A 21,751-nucleotide genomic window follows, 5' to 3' on the forward strand; every position below is an offset into this window, starting at 1 on the left:
GGGCCCTTCAAAATGTCCGGAATCACGGCTTTTTCGCGGACGGAATCCACACCCTGTGGAGTAGTTAGGCACATTTAACGCCCAGCGTGTCGCGCGAAAGACGGCGTGTCGCGGCCTCCGGGGAGGAAGGCGAAAACACCAAAAAGGGGTTCCGAAGTGACCTTCGGAACCCCTCGTGGTGATTAATGGCACGACGCCGGGACCCGCCCGGGTGCCCGGGCCGCCGTAGTGGTGCGGTGGCAGGGTGCGGTGGCTAGAGCTGCGCCTCCCGGCGGTCCAGCACGATCTGCTGCACATCGAGATATCCGGACTGGAAACCGGCCCTTGAGTAGCAGAGGTAGAACAGCCACATCCGCTGGAAGACCGCATCGAAGCCCAGTTCGCCAACCTCGCGTGAACGCTCCAGGAACCGCTCTTCCCAGAGGCGGAGGGTGGCCGCGTAATGGTCCCCCATGCCCATCCGCTCGCGTACCCTCAGGGTGGTGTGCTGCTGCGTCACACCCTCAATGGCACGCACGGAAGGCAGGAAGCCGCCGGGGAAGATGTACTTGTGCACCCAGGTGTAGGCGTTGCGGGTGGCCAGCATCCGGCCGTGCGGCATGGTGATGGCCTGGATGGCCACCTTGCCGCCGGGAGCCAGGACCCGGTCGATGGTCTGGAAGTAGATGGGCCAGTACTCATAGCCCACGGCCTCGATCATCTCCACCGACACCACGGCGTCGTACTCGCCCTCCACTGCCCGGTAGTCCTGCAGCGCCACGGTCACCCGGTCCGCGTAGCCGGCGGCGGCAATGCGTTCCTGGGCAAGGGCCTGCTGTTCGCTGGAGAGGGTAACGCTGTAGACGGTGGCGCCGCGGGCTGCTGCACGCAGTGCCAGTTCGCCCCAGCCGGTCCCGATTTCCAAGAGCCGGGTGCCTTTCCCTACTCCGGCCTTGTCCAGCAGCCTGTCGATCTTGGCCTGCTGGGCTCCTGCCAGTTCCTGCCAGCCCACAGATTCCAGCCGCCCTGCCCCGAGCGGAAAAAGTGCTGACGAGTAGCTCATGGTGGCGTCGAGGAAGTTCGAGAACAGGTCGTTGGAGAGGTCGTAGTGCCGTGAGATGTTGCTGCGCGTGTTCTGTTCGGCGTTCCGTTCCTGCCGCGGGGTGCGCGGAAGGTAGAGGGCGCGGAGTTTCTGCAGCGGCATCGGAATAAGCGTGTCCACGGAGGCGGCGAAAACCTCAAGCACGGCCGCGAGGTCGCTGGCTTCCCAGTCCCCTGCCATGAAGGATTCGCCAAGACCGATCAGGCCGTTGTCGCCGATCCGCGCCTCGAAGGCTTCCGGCCGCACCATCATCATCACCGGCGCGTCCGGCCCGCCTGTTCCCAGCACAGTGCCGTCCGGGTACTCCACCCGGAGCGGCAGGCGCTTGACCGCTCCCTTGAAAAGGAGTCCGGCGGCCTTTCCGGCCACCGCGGCCTTGGCGCCCGACGGCGGCCGGGCGACTTCCGGCCACACGTCCACGTCGATGGTGGCCGGCGCCGCCGGAACGCCGGTACTGGTCCAGGCCGCCGGAACATCCCGGCCGGCCTTGCCGGCATTGCCACCGGCGAAGGCGGTTCCATTATCGTCCGTCATTGTCATTGAACTGCCTCCTGGGAAGTATGTTGTGGCCGGGCGACGACGGGCAGGCGTCTTGCCCAGAGTGTAATGCCCTGCACCCGAATGAGTGCGGATACGAGCAGCGGCGCGGCCGGCACGGCGAGCGCGGCGGCCAGGATATTGCGCAGGGTGGCCGGATGCCGCCGGCCGTCCATGGTCGCAACGAACGGCCGGTGGCCTTCCCGTTCCAGGACAATCGACACCGCCAGCCGGTCCCCCGGGGCGGGCAGTTTCATCCGGTACTGGCCGTCAAGGTCATTGAACGGCGAGACATAGAAGGCCTTCGGGACGGAGGCCCGGCCGGCCGGGTCCGTCCGGAGCAGGTAGCAGTGCCGCTCCCCGTACGTGTTGTGGACCTCGGCCACCACGCATTCGAGCTCCCCGCTGGACCGGTAGCACCAGAACAGGGTGAGCGGGTTGAAGACGTAACCGAACACCCTGGCGCTTGTCAGCATGTGGATGGCGCCGCCGTCGGGCTCTATCCCCTGGGTCCGCAGGTAGCGCTCAACGTTGGCACGGATGGTCGCATCCGGATCGCCAAGGTGGTCGCCGGCGCGGAACACGGCCAACGGCCGGAGCAGCCGCGGCAGGCGGGGAAGCCTGTCGACGTCGACGAACCAGCTGTAGCTGCGGTACGTGAAGGCGTTCTTCAGCGGGCTGCGCCGCACGTGCGAAATGGACGTGCGGTAGATGGCTGCGTCGGCACTCATGCAGGTTCCGCTGCCGCGGCAAGCTCCCGCTCGCCGTCGTCCGAGGACGTCTCATCATCCGCCGGCCGGGCGACAGGCCAGGAGCGGCCCAGCTTTTCGGCGGCACGGACACCGGACAGCGCGCCGTCCTCATGGAAGCCCCAGCCCAGGTAGGCCCCGGCGTAGGCGATCCGGCTGTCGCCCAGGGCGGCTATGGCCGCCTGTGCACGCAGCGATTCCGGGGTGTACTGAGGATGTTCGTAGACCATACGTTCGAGTATGGCGTCGCCGGCGATCAGTTCGGACTCCCCCAGGCTCACCAGGTAGGGCTGTCCGTCTGCCGGTGCCAGCCGCTGCAGGCGGGTGAGGTCGTAGCTGACCAGGACCTTGTCCGGCCGGGCCTCGCAGGACGGGAGCCGGTAGTTCCAGGACGCCTTCGCGTTGTCCGCAGATGGCAGCACCGCCGGGTCCCGGTGAAAAACGGTGTGGTTGACCGAGTACGGCATGCCGCCCAGTGCTTCTTTCTCCTCGGGCGTGGCATCGGCCAGGAACCCGAGCGCCTGGGCCGGGTGGGTGGCAATCACGACGGCGTCAAAGTCTTCCAGCCCGTCTTCCGTTGCGATTTCCACACCGTCGGGTCGGCGCCGGATGGCACTGACGGGAGTGTTGAGCCGTACGTCCGGAAGAGTGGCGGCGAGTTTCTCGACGTACCGGGCGGATCCGCCGGTGACGGTCCGCCACTGCGGCGAGCCCTTGACGCCCAGCATGCCGTGATGCCCGAGGAAGGTGAACAGGTAGCGGGCCGGGTACGCCAGCGCGGTGGTGGGATCGCAGGACCAGACAGCGCTGACCACAGGGGTCATGAAGTGGGAAATGAAGTAGGGGCTGAAGTTCTCGCGGGCAAGGAATTCACCGAGGGTCAGTTCGGGAACGCTGTCCCCGCCCCTGACGGCAGCCACCGGCGCGGTTTTCAGCAGGGCCCTTGCCTTCCGGTAGAAGCGGGTGACCTCCAGCAGCATCAGGAGGTAGCGGCCGCGGAGCAGGCTGGAGGGGCGGGCGATGATGCCGCGGCCGCCATCGCGGGCACCGGCATATTCCAGGCCGCAGCCGTCGCAGCGGATGGACATGCTCATCTCGGAATCCTGGGTTTCCACACCCAGCTCGGCAAACAGCCGCAGCAGGGTGGGGTAGGTCCGTTCGTTGTGGACGATGAACCCGGTGTCGACGCCAAGGAACGTGCCGTCGGGCTGCGGCATCTCGTGCGTGTGCGCGTGCCCGCCCAGCCGCGAATCGGCCTCGAAGAGTGTCACGTCGTCCTGCCTGTTCAGGACGTAGGCGGCCGTCAGTCCGGCGACGCCGCTGCCGATGACGGCCACTCGCCGTCGTCCGCCTGCACTCGCTGCTGGGTTGGGTGACATTCATGCTCCTCTGCTGAACACTTGCCAAGGGTGGGTATACAGAGGGCAATTCGGTGCCGCCGCCGCCGCGGATGGGTGCGTACGCCGGAATGGTCCCGCGCGCGGAAAGGTGCTGCGCGCAGTACTGTGGGCTGGTGGTAAATCCGGTACACCTGAAGACCCTGATGGAGGTCACGCGGCTGGGCTCGTTTGCGGCCGCCGCGTCAACCCTTGGCTACACGGCCTCCGCCGTATCGCAGCAGATGTCCGCCCTCGAGCGGGACACCGGGGTGGTCCTGTTCCAGCGGTCGGCGCGGAGCGTCGTGCCCACGGAGGCCGCCGTCGTCATGACCCGGCACGCCGCCAAGGTGCTGACGGACATCGAAGCGCTGATGGCCGCCGCCGCCAAGACCCAGGACAGCGCCAGCCAGGAACTCCGGCTCGGCATCTTCCCCAGCCTTGCCACGTACGTCCTGCCGCGGATCCTGAAGAATCCGGCATGGAAGAACCTGGGCATTGACCTGAGGGTGTCCGTGGCCGAGCCCGGCCAGACCATCCAGGGGCTGCGCGCCGGCGGCGACCTGGATCTGGCCGTGGTGTTCCAGGTGGGCCAGACCGGCGTGGCCTGGCCGGCAACCATCAACCGGCAATGGATCGGCGACGACGATTTCCGGGTTGTCCTGCCCGCCGGCTGGGGTTTCCGGCCGGACGCGAAGGTGGCGGCAGACCATCTGTCCGAAATGCCATGGATCATGCACCATCCCGGGACCAGCGACGCCATGGTGATCGAGCGGCTCTTTGCCGGCTGCAACCTCCATCCCCGGGTGGTGGCACACAGCGACGACTTCCACGCCAGCCTGGAGATGGCCGCCGCCGGGCTGGGCGCGGCACTGGTGCCCGAGCTCGCGCTGCGGAACAAGCCTGCAGGTGTGGTGGTCCTGGATGTTCCCGAGATCCGGCTGGCCCGCAACGTCTTCGCACTGCTGATCAACGACAGGAAAACCGCCCGGGTGCAGCTCTTCGTCGATCTGCTGGCCGAGACCCTCGCCGGAATGCGGACGTCGGTGAATTAGGCGTGAACGCTGGAATGCACTGCTGTTCGGGTCTATGTTGAGACTATGAGCAAGGTAGCGAGCCAGCACTTTGGAGAGATAGAGCTCAACCACGGCAGGGACCACTCCATCGCCGCCAAGCATGAGCTGCGCGGCCACCCGCTGGAACTCGACCTGAACATCACCGCCCACGACCACTTCGACGAAGCCGCACTGCGCAAGGTGGACTACCGCCTGCGGTTCCTGCCGGAACTGGTGGACGAAGTCCGGGACATGATCGCCGAGGAGCTGGAGCAGGAAGGCACCAGCCCGCGGGAGTACCTGCATTTCCACTGCAACGCCCTCAAGGACGAGCACCTGCAGAAGGTCTTCGGCGTGGAGGAACGCAGCCAGCTCACCAATGACGTGTTCCTCAAGGCGTTGAAACTCGGCCATGTGGGTATCTACCCCGGCCAGCCTGAACGCTACTTCGTTCTGGATTTCACCCTCGGCGAGCATTTCACGGACGAAGTCCTGGTGGCCTCCGCTGATGAGGACGGCGTTGTTGACGACGAGATCCTCTGGGAGTCCTGAAGCACCGACGGTGGTTGAGCCTGTCGAAACCTGACGGGGTTTCGACAGGCTCAACCACCGGACACAAAAGCGACGACAAGCTCAACGGGTGAGCTTGTCGAAACCTTATTCAGCTACTTCGCGGCTTCCAGCAGTTCCGCGCGGACCGTCCGGGTTGCCTTGACCAGGTTGCGCAGGGACTCTTCGGTCTCGGCGTAGCCGCGGGTCTTCAGGCCGCAGTCCGGGTTGACCCAGAGCTGGCGGGACGGGACGTGCTTGACGGCGGTGCTGAGGAGTTCAGTGACTTCCTGCTCTCCCGGCACGCGGGGCGAGTGGATGTCGTAAACGCCAGGGCCGACGCCGCGGCCGAAGCCGTGGGACTCGAGGTCGTGGACAACCTCCATGCGGGAGCGGGCTGCTTCGATGGAGGTCACGTCGGCGTCGAGGCCGTCGATCGCGTCGATGATTACACCGAACTCCGAGTAGCAGAGGTGGGTGTGGATCTGGGTGGCGTCTTTGGCGCCCGCGGTGGCGAGGCGGAAGGAGTCCACGGACCACTTCAGGTAGTCGGCGTGGTCGGCCTTGCGCAGCGGAAGGAGTTCGCGCAGTGCGGGCTCGTCCACCTGGATGACCTGGATGCCGGCGGCTTCAAGGTCGGCGATTTCGTCGCGCAGCGCCAGGCCAACCTGGTTGGCGGTCTCGGCCAGCGGCTGGTCATCGCGGACGAAGGACCAGGCCAGGATGGTGACCGGGCCGGTGAGCATGCCCTTCATCGGCTTGCTGGTCAGGGACTGTGCGTATTTCGCCCATTCCACCGTGATGGGGGCCGAGCGGGTGACGTCGCCCCAGAGGATGGACGGGCGGGTGCAGCGTGAGCCGTAGGACTGGACCCAGCCGTGCACCGTCACGTCGAAGCCTTCGAGGTTTTCCGCGAAATACTGCACCATGTCGTTGCGCTCGGGCTCGCCGTGCACCAGGACGTCGTAGCCGAGTTCTTCCTGCAGGTCCACGACGCGCTTGATTTCGTCCTTCATGAGCTGCTGGTACTGCTCGTCGCTCAGCTCGCCCTTGGTGTTGCGGGCACGGGCGGAGCGGATCTCGGACGTCTGCGGGAAGGACCCGATGGTGGTGGTGGGCAGCGGCGGCAGCTGCAGCGCTTCCTCCTGGGCTGCTGCCCGGACCCCGTACTCGGCGCGGGTGAAGTCGGCGGCGGTCAGGGCTTCGGTGCGGGCCCGGACGTCGGCGCGGCGCACGCCTTCGGCGGTGGCGCGGGAAGAGATCACGGCGGTTGCCTCGTCGATCGCGGCTTTAGCGGAGGCGGGATCCGCAAGGTAGGACGCGAGGGTCTTGACCTCGACGGCTTTCTGGTCTGAGAACGCCAGCCAGCTGCGGAGCTGATCGGGAAGCTGGGTTTCCTCGGCGACGTCGTGCGGGACGTGCTGCGTGGAGGTTGAGGTGGACACAGCGATCCTGCCGGCGGCGGCCTTCAGTGCGTCCAGTTTCGCGGCCGAGGCGGCGAGGTCGTTGCGCCAGATGTTGTGTCCGTCAACCACACCGGCAACCAGGGTCTTGTTGCCCAGGCCCGCGAGGGCTGCCTCGGACGGAACGGCGCCCTTGAAGACGTCGATGTGCAGGGCGTCGATGTTGGTGGCCGCGAGGGTACCGAGCTGGTTGTCCAGGGAGCCGTACGGGGTGGACACGAGGATCTGCGGGCGGTTGGTGGCAGCGGTGAGTACCTCGTAGGCCCGTGCCACGGCTGCTTCAATTTCAGCGGCGGGGGTGTCCTGGTCGACTACCAGGGCGGGCTCGTCGAGTTGGACCCAGCCGGCACCGGCGGCAGCGAGCTTCTCAAGCAGCCGGACATAGACGGGCAGGATGTCCTCGAGGCGGGACAGCGGCGCGAACCCGGCGGGGGCGTCGTCGGAGGCTTTGGACAGCAGCAGGTAGGTGACCGGGCCGACGATGTAGGGGCGGGTCTCGATGCCGTTGGCCAGCGCGTAGGCAAACTCGTCCACCTTGGCGGTGGAAGCCAGGGTGAACTCGGTCTCCGGACCGATTTCGGGAACCAGGTAGTGGTAGTTGGTGTCGAACCACTTGGTCATTTCCAGCGGCTGCTGCTCCTTGTTGCCGCGGGCCAGGGTGAAGTAGCCGTCGAGGTCCAGCTGGCCTTCGGCGTTGAGGAGCTTGCCGAAGCGGGCGGGCACGGCTCCGAGGTGTGCGGTGGTGTCCAGGACCTGGTCGTAGTAGGAGAAGGTGCCGGGGACGGCTGCGGCCTCGGTCAGGCCGAGTTCCTGCAGCCGCTTTGCGATGGTCAGCTGGATGTCCTTGGCTGCGGCGTCAAGGGCGGCGGCGTCAATCTTGCCGGCCCAGTAGGCTTCCACGGCCTTCTTCAGCTCGCGGCGGCGGCCGATACGGGGGTAGCCAAGGAGTGAGGCGGACGGGAAGGGAGTGTTCTTTTCAGTCATGGCAAAGTCCTTAAAATTCGTTGTGCTCTGCATGAAAGGCACTGGTTATCGAAGGCACAGGGGAAAAGAGGGCAGCGCGGAGCTGCCGGACCAGGGCGGCGTCAAACTGCGTGGCCGGCGGGTGTGCTGCGTCAGCCGGCGAGCTGGGGGCGGACCGTGGAGGCCGGGCGGACGCCGGCACGGCCGCGCCGCGGCAGGGCGAGCTTGTCCAGCACTTCCAGCGCGCTCTGGTGCTCGTTGAAGGTGTAGATGTGGATGCCGGGCGCCCCGGCATCCAGGGCTGCGTTGGAAAGGTCGACGGTGGCGTCGACGCCGATGTGGAGTCGTTCCAGGTCGGTGTCGGCCGCGGCCAGCTTGGCCGTCAGTTCCGGAGCCGGTTCCACGCCGGTCAGTTCGCCCAGGCGGTTGAGGCGCCGGAGGCTGGTGAGCGGCATGACGCCAGGGATGATCGGGATGGTGACCCCGGCCCGGCGTGCCCTGGTGAGGAGGTCGGCGTACTGGTCCGCGTGGAAGAACACCTGGGTGATGGCGAAGTCGGCACCGGAACGCTGCTTGGCCAGCAGCACCTCGACGTCGTGCTCCTCGCTCGGCGATTCGGGGTGGCGCGCAGGGTAGGCCGCGACGCCGACGGCGATCTTCCCGGCACACAGCAGTGCCGAACGGCGCTGCTCGACCCGGCGGATGAGCTCGATCAGGTCCTGGGCATAACGGAGCGAACCGTCGGTAACCTGGCCGTCGGCCGGCAGGTCGCCGCGCAAGGCAAGGATGCCGCGCACGCCGGTGTCCAGCAGCTGGCCGATGATGCCCGCCAGTTCCTGCGGGGTGTTCCCGACACAGGTCAGGTGGGCCAGTGGCCGAAGCGTGGTTTCGAGCAGGAGGCGGTTGATGAGCTCGACGGCGGTGTCCCGGTTGGATCCGCTGGCACCATACGTGACGGAGACATAGTCCGGCTCGGTGGTTTCGAGTACACGGATGGTAGTCCAGAGCGTCTCTGCGGCCGCCGGCGAACGGGGCGGGAACAGCTCATAGGACAGCGCTACGGGAGCGGCGTCAGATAGATTCGGATGTGTCTCAATAAGGCTTGGTGGTGACATTTGCGTCCTTGGCTTTGGGCCATTGAGGCCTGCTGCCATAAACGTGGCGGCAGTCGGCAATGAATTGAGTTTGGGGAACACACGGGGAACTCCACAGGACGCAGCCGCGACTGTTACGCCTGAAATGAAGTTGTCCGTGAGCAAATGTCAGGCCCACATGGGGGCACCCACACCCTCCCGCACGGAGGATCGCTGACACGTTACCGCGGTAACTTGTATAAGACTCTATGAGCGGGGGCCCGAGCATTCAAGTTGGCCTCCGAATTAAGACGCAGTCTTACGCCTTGTTTCATTGCTGAAATGGAATTTTCTTCGCCTGGTTGCTGCTTTTCCCGCCGGCCACTGCACCGCTACCAGGGACGGTCGGGCCCCGCATCCCCGGTATCCCTCAGGTAGTCGTCCCGCTCGCGGGCAGCATTGCGTTCGCGTTCCGCCTGCCGGGCGCTCTCCCCAAGCTGTTCCAGTTGGCTTTTCTGCGGAGAGGGCTGTTCCTCGGCGCTGTCCTCCGGCTCCGATTCCCCCGGCGCCTCTGTGGACTCCGCGGCGGCGGCCAGTTTTTCGGTCAGGCGCCGCTCCGCTTCGGTCAGCTGTTTCCCTGCGTCCTGGGCACTGGCCCCGGAAAAGCATCCCGGCGGCGCAGCCACCGCCACATCCAGGGCTTCTGCGTAAAGGGCAGCAGCCGACGCCGGGTCCTCCGCCCGCAGCTTGGCGTCACCGATGTGTTCGATTGCGAGGCTGAGGTTCACCCGTATGACGCAGTCGTCAGGAGATACGGCGGGCACGCCGTCCAGCGCTTCCTGGAAGAGGATCCTGGCGGCAGGGTAATCTCCCGCCAGAACTTTGGCGTCGCCTGCCGCGAACGGTGCCTTGTGCCGTTCGACGACGTTGGCGGGGTTCAGCCCTTCAGCTGCAGCCTCGACAGCTGCAGTGTCTTTGGCCGCATATGCTTCCGCGGCCTGGCCTGCAAGGAGCCCAAGGCTGAGGAATTTTGCGGCGACACCGAGCAGAACCAGCACGGGTACGGCGGACCATAACAGCAGAAGCTGGCGGCGGCGCATCCGGCTTCGCCTGTCCCCGGATGCGGAAGGCGCCGGAACGGAAGGAATCATCGGGCGTCCTCCCTGGCTTTGGCGGAGCGCCCGCCCCTGCGGCTCTGCGCCGATGTTTCCGGTTCGGGCGCCTTGGCGGGCTGCAGGGCGCGGACCCTCCGAATGACCACACCGAATTCCACCAGCGCCAGGGCAAAGGCGCCGGCGGCCAGGACCCAGTACAGCTCTGTCCTTCCCGGCAGCGAGGCGTCATTCGCGGCGGACTCCATTGTGCCTGGGCGGGCCTGCTGCAGCATCGGTGCAGCAGGATCGCCGGCGGCCCGGTGCACATACGGCACCTGCAGCTGCGAGGCAATCTCCCGGAGCCTGCCCTCGTCAATGACCGAGACTGCGTCCCTGCCCTCCATGTCCTGGACATACCGCGACTCCCGGTCGCCGCCGTCGGACGCCACGCCTGTATTCTCCTTCATCCGCCCGCCGGCCGGGGTGCCGTAACCGAGCACCGCTCCCCCGGATACCAGGCCGTTCCCCATACCCAGCGGTTCGGGCGCAGCGGAGCTGGTCTGCTCGCCGTCGCCCAGGTAGAAGACGAGCCGTGGCCGTTGAGGGTGGCTGTCCCGGGCTGCCGCGAGGCGTTCAGCGAGCACCTGCCGGGCCGCGCTGATGCTGCTCCCCTTGGCGTACGCGGTGACCTGGGGCTCGAGGACGGACGTGATCGTTTCCAGGGCAAGGGTGTCGGTGGTCAGCGGCATCCGGACGTGTCCCTTGGTGTCAAAGGTCAGCACGGAAAAACGTGCCCCCGGCAGCTCTGCCGCGATGGCCATGATGTCCCGCCGCACGCCGTCCATCCGGGGAGTCCCGCTTCCGTGGTCTTCGGCCACCATGCTGGTGGTGGTATCCACCACGAAGAACACGTTAAGGTCCGACGTCGCAGCCTGGGCTGTACCGCCGGACACGCCCGGCCGTACCAGCGCCAGGAGCAGGAGCGCCACCAGCAGGCCCCGGCGCAGCCAGGCACGTGTTGGCATCCTTCGGGGAATCCGCACCCTGGTCATATCCGCAACCGCCACAACGCGGTGCACAGGACCAGCCCGGACACGAGGGCAGCCGCCAGGGGCACCGCCGGCTCATCCGAGACCACCGCGCGCGGAGCACCCTTGATTGCCGCTGTCTCCGTTTCCTCCACCGCCGACACGATGCCCGCGATGGCGTCCGGATTGTCCAGCGCGTAATAGGCCCCGCTGGTGGATTCAGCAGCCGACCGGAGCTGGGCCCCCGGCTGGCCGGCACCGGCGCCGTAATCGAGGTCCGCCGGGTTCAGCGCGTATACCCGCACGGAGCGGCCTGCCGCCAGCTGCGCAGCTTCAGCCAGCGTCATGATGGGCTCGCCGGACAGCAGGTTGTCCGTGGCGAGCACCACCGACCGCGAACGCTGGGGAGCGCTTGGTGCCCCGCCGTCGGCGGTGTCCGGCGAGGGGAAACTGTTCAGGCACGATGCCAGCCCGTCACCGATCAGGGACGAGCCGCGGCCGCTCCAGGTTTCGTCCAGGAACCCGGAGCTCCCCGGCTTTCCATCGAACGCGTCCCTGGCCTGCTGCAGCTGTTCCTGGACGTAGTCATAGTCATCAGTCAGGGGAAACACCTGGATGGCCGTGCTGTCGAAGATGGCCAGTCCGATCCGTTCACCGTCGAACTTCCGTGCCAGCTCTGCATAGGCCTCCACCACCGCCGCGTCAGCGCTGCTCATGGAGCCTGATGCGTCCAGGCACAGCATGATGTCCCGGTTGTGCTGCTCGGGCCGAATCGTTGTGACGTCAACTGGACGGGCCGCCGCCACCGCTGACGACACCAGCAGTGACGCGCAGGCGAGCCCAGCAATAGCCAGCCACCGCCGGTAGCGCCTGACCGCAGCCTGGTACTCCGGCAGCAGGGTGAGGCGGTCGGCGTGCGCTGCAGGCCGGCGTCGGGCACTGCCCCTGGTGCCGGCGCGGAAGGCAGCAACGCCGACGGCAGCGGCGGCAACCACCGCCAGCGGCAGCAGCCACCAGAACATCAGCCCCATGTGCTCACCGTCTCCCGTGCCTTGGCGGCGGCGGTGGAAACCGGAGGCAGCGGTTCCTGCCCGAATTCGCCCGGATACAACGCGCCGACGGCGGACGCGGCGGCGGGCAGCGGGTGTCGTTCGAGGTCCTGGCGGGTCATCCGGAGTGCGTCCACGCCTGAGGCGTCCCGGACGAAGCTGCGCAGCAGGCGGCTGAGGTCCTGGTGGCTGGCACGCACGCCGCGTTGGCCGGCCGCGGCGGCCCGTTCCACGTCGTCGATGCGTTGCAGGTAGGCGGCCTTCAGCGCGGGAAGGTCGGTGAGGGATGCCGCGCGCGGGCGGTGTGCCGTTGTCCGCGGATGCCGGGTGACGGCAAAGACGAAGACATACCAGCCTGCCACCACTGCCAGGAGTGCCACGCCTGCCCACATCCATACCGGGCTGTACTGGAGCGGACCGTAGAAGCCGGGTTCAGCCTGCACGGCGGTGCCTTTCCAGGAGCGCGAACAGCGCGGTGACAACGCCCTGGCTGCCTGCCACGTCGCCTTCCGTGATGCCTGCCTGCCGCAGCATGGCCTTGCGGGCGGCGTCCCGCTCGGCAATGCCCTTCGTGTACGCGGCCACCACGGTGTCGGATTGGGCCAGGTGCGCGGGAAGAAGGACGGAGTCGGCAACACTGTAGAAGTCCGCGACGGCGCCGCCCGGGCCGGGCTGGCTGGGCGCCAGATCCGCGTCGCGCACCGTGAGCCAAAGGATTTCATGCTGCGCGCGAAGGCGGCGGAGCAGCCCTGCCATGGCAGGGGTGGCGGCGATTTCGTCCGCGACGACGAACAGCAGGTTCCGCCCCTTCACGGTCCGGGCCACGTGGTCCAGCTGGTCTTCGAGCCTGCTGGGTGCCACCCCGGCACCGGCGTCGCCATGCACCTGCCGGAGGAGCCGCTCCAGGTGGGCCTCGCCCCCCTTGGCCGGAATGAAGCGGGTGCGGACGGAGTCGCCGCTGACCAGCCCCACCACGTCGCCATGACGGTGGGCCAGGTAGCCCATCACGCCGAGCGCCATGACGGCGATGTCCTTCTTCGGCTCCCCCGTCCGGGAGATGGCGGCCATGTTCCGTCCGGTATCGGTGAGCAGCAGGAGCGTCTGGCGGCGGACCGCCACGTAGCGTTTGATCAGCGGCGACCCGTGCCGCGCCGACGCTTTCCAGTCAATGTCCCGCACTTCGTCTCCGGGCACGTAGGCGCGGAGATCGTCAAAGTCCAGGCTGCGGCCGCGGAACACTGAACCGTACTCGCCGTCGAGCAGGCCGCGTGCTTTGCGGTGGGCGAAGATTGCCATCTTCGACTTCACCCGCAGGAGGAGGCTGGCCATGCCGGCCTCAGGGGGTCTGGACGGCGGCGACGACGGCGTCGATCACCGATTCCACCGGCACCTGCTCGGCCACCGCATCGAAGTTCAGGATCAGCCGGTGGCGCAGCACCCGGTGGGCCAGCGCCTTGACGTCCTCGGGTATGACATGGTCCCTGCCGTTCAGCAGCGCGACGGCCCGGGCCGCCTGGCTGAAGGCGATGCTGGCACGCGGGCTGGCACCGAACTCGATGAAGCCGGCCAGCCGCTGGTCGATGTACTGGTGGGCGTTGCGGGTGACGAAGACCAGCCCCACGATGTAGTTGACGATGGCGGGATCGATGTAGATCCGCCGGACGATCTCCTGCACTTCAGCCACGGAATCCAGTGACGCTGCTGCCGCCGGAGCCTGCTCCAGCGTGTAGACGCCGGCGTCGATCCGCCGGATGATTTCCGCTTCCTCGGCCGGAGACGGATAGTCCAGCACATCCTTGAGCATGAACCGGTCCATCTGCGCTTCCGGGAGCTGGTAGGTGCCTTCCTGTTCGATGGGGTTCTGGGTGGCGAGCACCAGGAACGGTGACGGCAGCCGGTAGTCCTGGCCGCCGATCGAGGTCTGGCGCTCCTGCATTGCCTCCAGCATGGCGCTCTGGGTCTTGGCGCTGGAGCGGTTGATTTCGTCGAGCAGGACGATGTTGGCGTGGACTGGGCCGAGCTGAGTGATGAAGGTTCCTTTGGCGGCGTCGTAAATCTGCGTTCCCACGATGTCGCTGGGCAGCAGGTCCGGGGTGCACTGGATCCTGCGGAAGTCGGCGCTGACCGCCTCAGCCACCGTCTGCGCCGCGGTGGTCTTGGCAAGGCCCGGGACGCTTTCCAGCAGGATGTGGCCGCCCGTCAGCAGCCCCACCAGCAGTGACTCCCGCAGCCGGGACTGGCCCACCACCTTGGCTTCAAAGCTCCGGGAAATACTGGCGGCCACCTGCTGTGCCCGTGCCAGCTCCGCCGGTTCGATCCTCGCGGACGCACTGGTTTGAAGCACTGTCTATCCCCCTGGTGGCTGTTCGTGGCCGTGCCCTGTGCCCTTGGATGGAACAGATGCACTTCGCCGCCATCCTATCCAAGACCTGGACCGCGGATCCGGCAAATGGGGACCCCTCCCCATCAGGGCCTGGCAGGTCTATCCTTTTGCCATGATTGAGCTTCCAGCCAGTTATAAGGAATTTCTCGCCGACAAGAACGAGATGTTCGTCAGCACTGTAAGGCCTGTCCTGATGCAGTCCGCAGCAGACAAGCTCCACGGGGTCCGGGTTACCTACAACCCCGGAGCCACCGGCCACCAGGCCCACCTCGACGACAGCATCCCGTTCGGGGTTGTGGTCGAGGACATCGACTAAGAGGCCCTAGCCCCGCACCGCTCCGGAGAGGGCGAAGGAACTGCCGGACCACCTTGCCACAATGATGTACAGGGCCAGGACCGGCAGTGAATAGAGGATCGAGAATGCGGCCAGCTGGCCGTACGCGACTGCCCCGTGTTGTCCGAAGAAGCTATAGATGGACACCGCGGCGGGCTGCCGCGCTTCGGACAGGAGCAGCACGAACGGGACGAAGAAGTTCCCCCACGCCTGGATGAACACGAAGATAAAGACGACGCCGAGGCCTTGGCGCATGAGCGGCAACACGATGGTCCGCAGCGCCGCCATCCTTGAGGCACCATCCACCCAGGCGGCCTCCTCGAGGGACACCGGCACGCCGTCCATGAAGTTCCTGGTCATCCAGATGGCCATGGGCAGCGTGGTGGTGGCCATGAAGAAGATGGTGGCCGGCATGGAGTCCAGCAGCTCCAGCTGGACGAACAAGCCGTACACCGGAACCATGATGGCCGTGATGGGCAGGCAGGTGCCGAACAGGACCGCGTACAGGAACGGCGTGTTGAACCGGGACCGGTAACGGGACAGCGGATAGGCCGCCAGCACGGCGGCCACCAGCGTGACGGCCCCTGTCCCGGCGGACAGCACCACGCTGTTCCACAGCGGTTGCAATAGCAGTTCCGGGGTCAGGATGGCGGCGAAGTTCTCCAGCCCGGGCTGCCGCGGCACCCTGGTTTCGTGTCCGGCCTGCGGGTCCAGGGAGCCCAGGACCAGCCACAGGAGGGGCAGCAGGAAGCAAGCGCCCACCAGCAGCAGGGCCAGGTCCGCCGGGGTGGTACCGCGCCTGCGGCGGGGTGGCAGAGCCTGCACCCCGCGCGGCGGCAATGTCCTGGCGGGGGCGGTCATGCCCGCGGCTCCTTCAGCAGCCGGATGTACACGACGCCGAACACAGCGCCGACCAGGATGAGCACGGAAGCCACCGCCGTCCCGTACCCGATGTCGCCGAACTTGAAAGCCTCCTGGTAGGCCAGGATGGGCAGCGTGGTGCTGGCGTTGGCCGGCCCGCCCGCCGTCATCACCCAGACCAGGGTGAACACCGCCAGGGTCTGCAGGGTGATGAGCATCAGATTGGTCGCGATGCTGCCCCGGATCATGGGCAGCGTGATGAAGAGCAGACGCTGCCAGCCCCGGGCGCCGTCCATTTGGGCAGCCTCCGTGACCTCGGTGGGAACATCGTTGAGAGCGGCCTTGTACACGAGCATGGAGAAGGCCGTCCCGCGCCACACGTTGGCCAGCATCACGGCCACCATCGGGAACGCGTACAGCCACTCCGGCCTGCCGAAGCCCAGGGCCCCGAGCAGCTGGTTAAGCGTCCCGTCCTTGCTGAAGTACGCGTAGGCGGCGAAGGCGGCCACGATCTCGGGCAGCACCCATGCGGCCACCACGGCCGTCCCGACGAGGGATGCGACCGCCGGCCGTGCCCGGCGCATCAGTACAGCGATGGCCAGGCCAAGCAGGTTCTGGCCCAGCACCGCCGATCCTCCCACGAACACAACCGTGAGCCAGAGGGAGAGCGGGAAGACGGGGTCGGTGAGCAGCCGCTGGTAATTTTCCAGGCCCACCCATTCGGGATTCCTGGCGCTGCGGCCGGTCAGCCCGGCGTTGGTCAGCGACGCCTGGAAGGCCCAGAGAACGGGGCCGGCGAGGAAGACCAGCAGGAGCAGGACGGCAGGAAGGACCGGCAGGTAGCGGACCAGCTGCCGGGCCCGGTGGCTCAGCAGCACAGGTTACTTCCGGACGGTCTTGTCGCCGCCCACAATATCCGTGACTGCTGCGTCGTAGTCGGCGGCGGCCTGCTCCGGCGTCCGGCTGCCGGTGATGACCGCCTCGGTTGCCTCCTGGACAGCGGCGGAGATCCGGGGGTAGTCGGACGTGGCCGGCCGGTACCGGGTGACCTTCACCAGGTCTGAGACATCCTTCACGAAGGGGTTGGCGTCCTGGTAGCCGGGGTCGGCAGCCACGTCTGTCCGGACGGCGATCTGCGAGCTCTCCACGGTGAACGCCAGGGAGTTCTTCTGATTCAGCGCCGTCGACAGGAACTTGAACGCCAGGTCCGGCTCCTTGGTTTCGGCGCCCACTGCCAGGGTCCAGCCGCCTGACATGCTGACTGCGCCGGGAGCGTCACCGTTCTGGGTGGGGAACGGGGCCACGCCCATGTCCTGCTCGTAGCCGGGCCACTCGTAGCTGCCGCCCTTTTGCCAGAACGACGGCGCGTAGGAACCTTCCACGGTGGCGCCCAGCTTTCCGTTCGGGAACCATTCGCCGAACACCTTCTTCCAGACGTTCGCGTCAAGTGCCTCCGCGGGGGTGACGGCCAGCTGTTCGTCATAGAGCGTCTTGAGGAAGCCCAGCGAGTCCTTGAATCCGGCGGACCCGACGACCCATTTCTTGGATTCCTCGTCGTAGAGGCTGGATCCGGTGCCGTAGAGCAGTTCGTAGAACCCCTGCATGACGGTGCCCTCGCCGGTTCCCTTGCCTGCGTACATGTTGAACGGGATGGCGGAGGGATCGTTGGCTTTGATCTTCCGGGCGGCGTCGAGGATGTCCTGCCAGCTGCGCGGCTGCCAGGGTTCGCTGATGCCGGCGGCCGCGAGGACTTTCTTGTTGTACCAGATGGCCCGGGTATCGGTGCCCAGCGGCACCGCGTACGTGCCGCCGTCGTCCGCGCGGCCGGCTGCCTTGGCGGCGTCGTCGTATTTGTCCCAGTCCTCCCACCCCTCAAGGTGGGAGTCAAGCTTCAGGAGGTAGCCCGCGTCCACGTCCGAGCGAACCTTGAACGTGTCCTCGTAGAACACGTCGGGCGCGGTGGACGACGAGCGCAGGGCGAGGGCCAGCTTTGTGCCGTAGTCATCGTCGTTGCCCTGAATGGGCTGCAGCTCAACGGTGACGCCCTGGTTCGCTGCCTCGAACTCCTCCTTGGCCGACTGGAACATCGTGTCCAGCGCGGTGAAGGAATCCGTCTTCTGGTACGCCACTTTCAGGGTCTTGGACCCCTCGTCCGGAGTACCGGGACTGCAGGCCGCCAGCGCAACCAGTGCCGCGGCGAACAATGACATGTTTTTCAGGGCCCGGTGACGCATGGTGCTCCATTCAGTTAAAGCTGCGGACCCCGTTGTCAGCGGGCCCCAGCCGCGGCAATATGCACATGCTAGATGGGCGGGATGCCGCAATCAAGGCACCGGTCCAATGCGTCGGGTCAGCTCTCCAGCAGCAGCCGCTGGGCGCGGGGGGCAAGAGTGTGTTCCAGCACCAGCGAGGCTGCACCGATGGCACCCACGTCCTCCCCCACGCCAGTCCCCACCACCTCGATGGGGTGGATCAGCCGGGCCGCACTGTTGGCATCCAGCACCGGCGGAACCTTCGCCAGGAAACGTTCTGCCATGCCGCTCCAGAAGGGGCCGCCGAAGACCACGCGTTCGACGTCCAGGGTGTTGGTGACCACCGATACCGCCCGGGCAACCAGCACGGCGGACTTGTCGATGATGGCGGCAGCGCGCTGGTCGCCGGCGTCGGCCAGTTCGCAGAGCCGGGCGAAGCTTTGCTGGATCTCCGCGCCGCTGTTTCCGGCACGGGAGCCGTCCAGGATGCCGGCAGCCTCGGCTTCCGCAACGAGGACCTGGGGGATGCAGGAAGATTTCACGCAGCCGCGCAGCCCGCAGTCGCACTGGGGCCCGTCAGGGTCCACCACAATGTGGCCGATCTCGCCGGCATTGCCGGACGTTCCCCGCACCACTTCATCATTGAGCACGATGCCGCAGCCGATGCCGGTACCCATGTACATGAACACGAAGCTGCCCGCGCCGCTGGGTCCGCCGGCCCATGTTTCGGCGACAGCGGCACTGGTCACGTCCTTGTCCATGAGGACCGAGTAGCCGGTGGCGTCCGAGAGCGCGTTGCGCAGCTCCACCCGGTCCCAGCCCGGCAGCAGCGGCGGGTCCACCACAGTTCCGTTGTCCAGGTCGATGGGACCCGGTGCCGCGACCCCGAGGCCGGCGATCCGGTCCCGGTCTACCCCTGAGTCCTCCACAAGCTGGGCGATTTCGGCCGCGATGGTGCTGATCACGGCGGACGGATCGTTGCCGCCCGGCGTCTTGATCCGCGAGTGCCGCACCACGGCGCCCACGAGGTCAAGGACCACGAAGGTTGTGACGGCGGGATCGAGGTGGACGCCCAGGGCGTACATGCCGCGGGGGTTGAGGCGGAGGATGGTGCGGGGCTTTCCAGGCCCGCTGCCTTCCTTGCCGGCTTCGACAATGAGGTTCTGGTCCAGGAGGCGGCGGGAGATGTTGGAGATGGTCTGCGGCGACAAGCCCACGATCTGTGCGAGCTCAACGCGGCTCAGCCCGCCGGAGGACCTGCGGATGGCATCCAGGATCACCGTGAGGTTGAAGTCGCCCATCCGGGGCAGGTTGGTTCCGCGCCTCGGAGAGGATTGGCGGATCTCGGTCACGGTGTCCCCTAAACTTCTTCGGCCACGTGGTTGTGGTGCTGCTTGAATCGTACGTTACGCGTAGGCGCAGACCCATAGGGCGCGACGGCGGCGAGGCCTACTTTGCGCATACATTTACCGGACCTTGCGTACCTTTATGGGAACTTGCGCTTGATGCTCCGGGTCACCAGGAACTTGGGGTTCTGCCCCATGACGGCAGTTGGTCCCACCTGGCGCTCCAGCGCAGGGAGGTAGGGCAGATGCCGGTTGTACACGGTCCACAGTTCACCGTCCGGGGCCAGCACGCGCCCCGCGGCCTCGATCATTTTCAGCCCGGCGCCAGCATGCACTCCGGCCCCGACGTGGAACGGCGGATTCAGCAGCACCAGGTCGGCGCTGCCGGCCTCCATGGTGCTGAGCGCGTCATCCTGCAGGACGCGGATGCGGTCCTGAAGCCCGTTCGCACGGGCAGTGGCCAGGGCGGAGGCCGCGGCAGCGGCCGACTGGTCGGTGGCGGTGACGGTGGATTCGGGTGAGTGCCTGGCATACATGGCAGCGAGGATGCCGGTGCCGCAGCCGAGGTCAACAGCGTGGCGGGCGGGTTTCATGGCCGGCAGGAAGGTCAGCAGGAACCGGGTGCCGATGTCCAGCTTCGGGCCGGCAAAGACGGCCCCGTGCGCGGCGACCTCCAGGTCCAGTTCGGCAAGATGGCCGACGACGGGGAAGCGGTCCGGCTCCCGGGTTGCCTTGATGCCGGTGGCAAGGATGACACGGGACTTTTGCCGGGCGAGCTGCGGCTGGACCGAGTCGAAGAATCTTTCCAGGACAGCATTCATGCCCAGGGACATGTGCTTGACCCGGCCACCGGCCAGCAGGGTCACACCGGCGGGCGCGTGCCGGGCCACCGCGGCCACAATTTCCTCCAGCTCAGCCAGGGTCTTCGGCAACTGCAGGAGCACGGCGTCCGCGTCAGCCAGGAGCGCGGGGCCAAGCGGCACCTGTTCAAAGGCCGGCTCGGTGGCTGTGCCGGCGTCGTGCCCTGCAGCCAGCCAGTCCGCGGCGTTGAGGCGCAGCGCCCGCTCCCCCGTGATCAGGTCCTGGTGCACGCGGACCGCTGCCGGTTCCAGCACCGCCAGCGCGCCGAGGGTCAGTGCGCCGTACCGGTCGCCGATGACCGCCAGCCGGCTGCCCGGGGCGACGTGGTCCCGGGCCGTCTCCAGCAGCAGCCGGTCGGTGGCATCCCACGCCTGGAGGTTGGGGGCCTCCACGTCGGGCCGCCGCCGGAGCACTTGGAAGACGTCCTCAAGACGGTTGGTTGCCACTGATGCCTGCTGCTTTCTGCTGTTCCCGATGCCCGGACCGCGCTTTCACGTCGGAAAACGGGGTCAGCCCCACGTTACCGTTTCCGCGGCGGGAGCGACTCCTGGCAGCTTCAGGATGGCGGCCACGGCCGCGCGGCCTGCCCGGTTGGCTCCGATGGTGGACGACGACGGCCCGTAGCCCACCAGGTGGACGCGCGGTTCGGCCGCCACCTGTGTTCCGTCCATGACGATTCCACCGCCGGGCCCGCGCAGGTGAAGCGGCGCCAGATGCTCGAGCTCGGCACGGAATCCGGTGGCCCAGAGGATGACGTCGGCCCTCAGGAGACTCCCGCCTGCCAGGCGCACCCCGTCCGGCTCGATGGCCGTGAACATGGGTTGCCGGTGCAGCGCGCCCCGTGCCGAAGCAGCCCGGAGTGCGGGCGTCCAGATCAGCCCCGTCACCGACACCACGCTCTGCGGCGGCAGACCCTTGCGGACCCGCTCCTCCACGAGCGCCACCGCGTCGTGTCCCGCCCGGGCGTCAAACTCCGCATCCCGCCACACCGGTTCCCGCCTGGTGAACCAGCTGGTGGAGGTCACCTGCGAGATTTCGTCCAGAAGTCCGACGGCGGAGATTCCGCCGCCCACCACGATGACATGCAGGCCGGCGAACTCTTCGGCGGAAACGTAGTCGGCCACGTGCAGCTGTCTGCCCCGGAAGGTGGACTGCCCCGGGTAGATGGGCCAGAACGGCCGGGTCCAGGTGCCCGTGGCGTTGATGACCGCTTTTGCCGCCCACTCGCCGTCGGAGGTGGAAATCGCCAACCTGCCCGCCGGGTCGGTATCTTCGCGGCTGACCGAGCGGACCTTCACGGGGCGCCGGACAGCGAGGCCCAGTTCTTCCTCATAATCACGGAAGTAGCGGGTCAGGAATTCTGAACTGGGTTCGGAGGGGTCGACGGCGGGTTTCGCGATGCCCGGAAGGTCGATGATTCCGTTGACGGTGGCCATCCGAAGGCTCCGCCACCGGTGCCGCCACGCACCGCCCGGCCCTTCTTCGGCGTCGAGCACCACGTAGTGGAGCCCGCGGCGCTGCAGATGGTAGGCGGCGGACAGCCCCGCCTGGCCCGCCCCGATCACGGCGACGTCGACGCGGGCAGAATTCACTCCCCCATGATAGTCGGGCGGGGGGTTCCGGCTTTAGGGTTGGCCCAAGGAACCGGCCCGGGAGGGCACGGCAAGGTTACCCGGGGCGGCCCGGGCTGTACGGGA

General features: G+C 67.1%; 20 protein-coding genes. 3 read left to right on the forward strand and 17 right to left on the reverse strand.

Annotation, left to right across the window (positions count from 1 at the left end; genetic code table 11):
• Positions 1-253: 253 nt before the first annotated feature.
• From ACJJV6_RS18660 to ACJJV6_RS18670, 3 genes are read right to left on the reverse strand one after another with little or no spacing between them, the layout of a single operon-like run.
• Complete coding sequence (locus tag ACJJV6_RS18660) at positions 254-1,621, reverse strand: class I SAM-dependent methyltransferase (RefSeq protein WP_009356334.1); 1,368 nt, start codon at positions 1,619-1,621, stop codon at positions 254-256.
• Complete coding sequence (locus ACJJV6_RS18665; protein ID WP_035751638.1) at positions 1,618-2,349, reverse strand: DUF1365 domain-containing protein; 732 nt, start codon at positions 2,347-2,349, stop codon at positions 1,618-1,620. Before ACJJV6_RS18665 ends, ACJJV6_RS18660 begins: the two co-directional genes overlap by 4 nt.
• Positions 2,346-3,746, reverse strand: coding sequence for an NAD(P)/FAD-dependent oxidoreductase (locus tag ACJJV6_RS18670; RefSeq protein ID WP_407709533.1), 1,401 nt, complete (start codon positions 3,744-3,746; stop codon positions 2,346-2,348). Before ACJJV6_RS18670 ends, ACJJV6_RS18665 begins: the two co-directional genes overlap by 4 nt.
• A 134-nt stretch (positions 3,747-3,880) precedes the next feature.
• On the opposite strand from ACJJV6_RS18670, the gene ACJJV6_RS18675 reads away from it, so the two are divergent.
• Both ACJJV6_RS18675 and ACJJV6_RS18680 read left to right on the forward strand, forming a co-directional pair.
• A complete protein-coding gene (locus tag ACJJV6_RS18675) occupies positions 3,881-4,798 on the forward strand; it encodes a LysR family transcriptional regulator (RefSeq protein WP_035751665.1) in 918 nt (305 codons plus the stop codon).
• Between the two features lie 45 nt (positions 4,799-4,843).
• Complete coding sequence (locus ACJJV6_RS18680) at positions 4,844-5,350, forward strand: DUF2004 domain-containing protein (protein ID WP_009356338.1); 507 nt, start codon at positions 4,844-4,846, stop codon at positions 5,348-5,350.
• A 113-nt stretch (positions 5,351-5,463) separates the two neighbouring features.
• Here ACJJV6_RS18680 and metE read toward each other — a convergent pair whose 3' ends face one another.
• From metE to ACJJV6_RS18720, 8 genes are all read right to left on the reverse strand, one after another.
• Positions 5,464-7,794: a 5-methyltetrahydropteroyltriglutamate--homocysteine S-methyltransferase gene (metE, locus tag ACJJV6_RS18685; RefSeq protein ID WP_407709534.1), complete on the reverse strand. Its 2,331-nt coding sequence runs from the start codon at positions 7,792-7,794 to the stop codon at positions 5,464-5,466.
• A 131-nt stretch (positions 7,795-7,925) separates the two neighbouring features.
• Positions 7,926-8,888 (reverse strand): methylenetetrahydrofolate reductase, encoded by a 963-nt coding sequence (locus tag ACJJV6_RS18690; protein WP_407709535.1) that lies wholly within the window; start codon positions 8,886-8,888, stop codon positions 7,926-7,928.
• Between the two features lie 350 nt (positions 8,889-9,238).
• The gene (locus tag ACJJV6_RS18695) at positions 9,239-9,997 is read right to left on the reverse strand and encodes a hypothetical protein (protein ID WP_407709536.1); all 759 of its coding nucleotides are present in this window, start codon (positions 9,995-9,997) and stop codon (positions 9,239-9,241) included.
• Positions 9,994-10,965, reverse strand: coding sequence for a VWA domain-containing protein (locus ACJJV6_RS18700; protein WP_009356342.1), 972 nt, complete (start codon positions 10,963-10,965; stop codon positions 9,994-9,996). The genes ACJJV6_RS18695 and ACJJV6_RS18700 overlap by 4 nt, the downstream gene beginning before the upstream one ends.
• 23 nt (positions 10,966-10,988) lie before the next feature.
• Complete coding sequence (locus ACJJV6_RS18705) at positions 10,989-11,999, reverse strand: vWA domain-containing protein (protein WP_407709537.1); 1,011 nt, start codon at positions 11,997-11,999, stop codon at positions 10,989-10,991.
• A complete protein-coding gene (locus ACJJV6_RS18710) occupies positions 11,990-12,460 on the reverse strand; it encodes a hypothetical protein (protein ID WP_009356344.1) in 471 nt (156 codons plus the stop codon). The genes ACJJV6_RS18705 and ACJJV6_RS18710 overlap by 10 nt, the downstream gene beginning before the upstream one ends.
• The gene (locus ACJJV6_RS18715; RefSeq protein ID WP_407709538.1) at positions 12,450-13,346 is read right to left on the reverse strand and encodes a DUF58 domain-containing protein; all 897 of its coding nucleotides are present in this window, start codon (positions 13,344-13,346) and stop codon (positions 12,450-12,452) included. Before ACJJV6_RS18715 ends, ACJJV6_RS18710 begins: the two co-directional genes overlap by 11 nt.
• A 7-nt stretch (positions 13,347-13,353) precedes the next feature.
• Positions 13,354-14,361 (reverse strand): AAA family ATPase, encoded by a 1,008-nt coding sequence (locus ACJJV6_RS18720; protein ID WP_407709539.1) that lies wholly within the window; start codon positions 14,359-14,361, stop codon positions 13,354-13,356.
• Between the two features lie 151 nt (positions 14,362-14,512).
• Here ACJJV6_RS18720 and ACJJV6_RS18725 point away from each other — a divergent pair, with 151 nt between their 5' ends.
• Positions 14,513-14,716 (forward strand): hypothetical protein, encoded by a 204-nt coding sequence (locus tag ACJJV6_RS18725; RefSeq protein ID WP_235046732.1) that lies wholly within the window; start codon positions 14,513-14,515, stop codon positions 14,714-14,716.
• Positions 14,717-14,722: 6 nt separating this feature from the next.
• On the opposite strand, the gene ACJJV6_RS18730 is transcribed toward ACJJV6_RS18725, so the two are convergent.
• The 6 genes from ACJJV6_RS18730 to ACJJV6_RS18755 all read right to left on the reverse strand — a co-directional run bounded on the left by ACJJV6_RS18730 (position 14,723) and on the right by ACJJV6_RS18755 (position 21,646).
• Positions 14,723-15,595: a carbohydrate ABC transporter permease gene (locus ACJJV6_RS18730; protein WP_407709540.1), complete on the reverse strand. Its 873-nt coding sequence runs from the start codon at positions 15,593-15,595 to the stop codon at positions 14,723-14,725.
• Complete coding sequence (locus ACJJV6_RS18735; protein ID WP_407709541.1) at positions 15,592-16,473, reverse strand: carbohydrate ABC transporter permease; 882 nt, start codon at positions 16,471-16,473, stop codon at positions 15,592-15,594. The genes ACJJV6_RS18730 and ACJJV6_RS18735 overlap by 4 nt, the downstream gene beginning before the upstream one ends.
• Positions 16,474-16,476: 3 nt before the next feature.
• Positions 16,477-17,805, reverse strand: a complete 1,329-nt coding sequence (locus ACJJV6_RS18740; protein ID WP_407709542.1) for an extracellular solute-binding protein — start codon at positions 17,803-17,805, stop codon at positions 16,477-16,479.
• A 140-nt stretch (positions 17,806-17,945) separates the two neighbouring features.
• Positions 17,946-19,148: an ROK family transcriptional regulator gene (locus ACJJV6_RS18745; RefSeq protein WP_133351880.1), complete on the reverse strand. Its 1,203-nt coding sequence runs from the start codon at positions 19,146-19,148 to the stop codon at positions 17,946-17,948.
• Positions 19,149-19,333: 185 nt separating this feature from the next.
• On the reverse strand, positions 19,334-20,500 hold the full coding sequence (locus tag ACJJV6_RS18750) for a class I SAM-dependent methyltransferase (RefSeq protein WP_407709543.1): 1,167 nt from the start codon (positions 20,498-20,500) through the stop codon (positions 19,334-19,336).
• 63 nt (positions 20,501-20,563) lie between these two features.
• A complete protein-coding gene (locus tag ACJJV6_RS18755; RefSeq protein ID WP_407709544.1) occupies positions 20,564-21,646 on the reverse strand; it encodes an FAD-dependent oxidoreductase in 1,083 nt (360 codons plus the stop codon).
• Positions 21,647-21,751 lie beyond the last annotated feature (105 nt).

Origin of the sequence: Arthrobacter nitrophenolicus (genome assembly GCF_045833485.1) — a bacterium.
GTDB classification, from domain to species: domain Bacteria; phylum Actinomycetota; class Actinomycetes; order Actinomycetales; family Micrococcaceae; genus Arthrobacter; species Arthrobacter nitrophenolicus.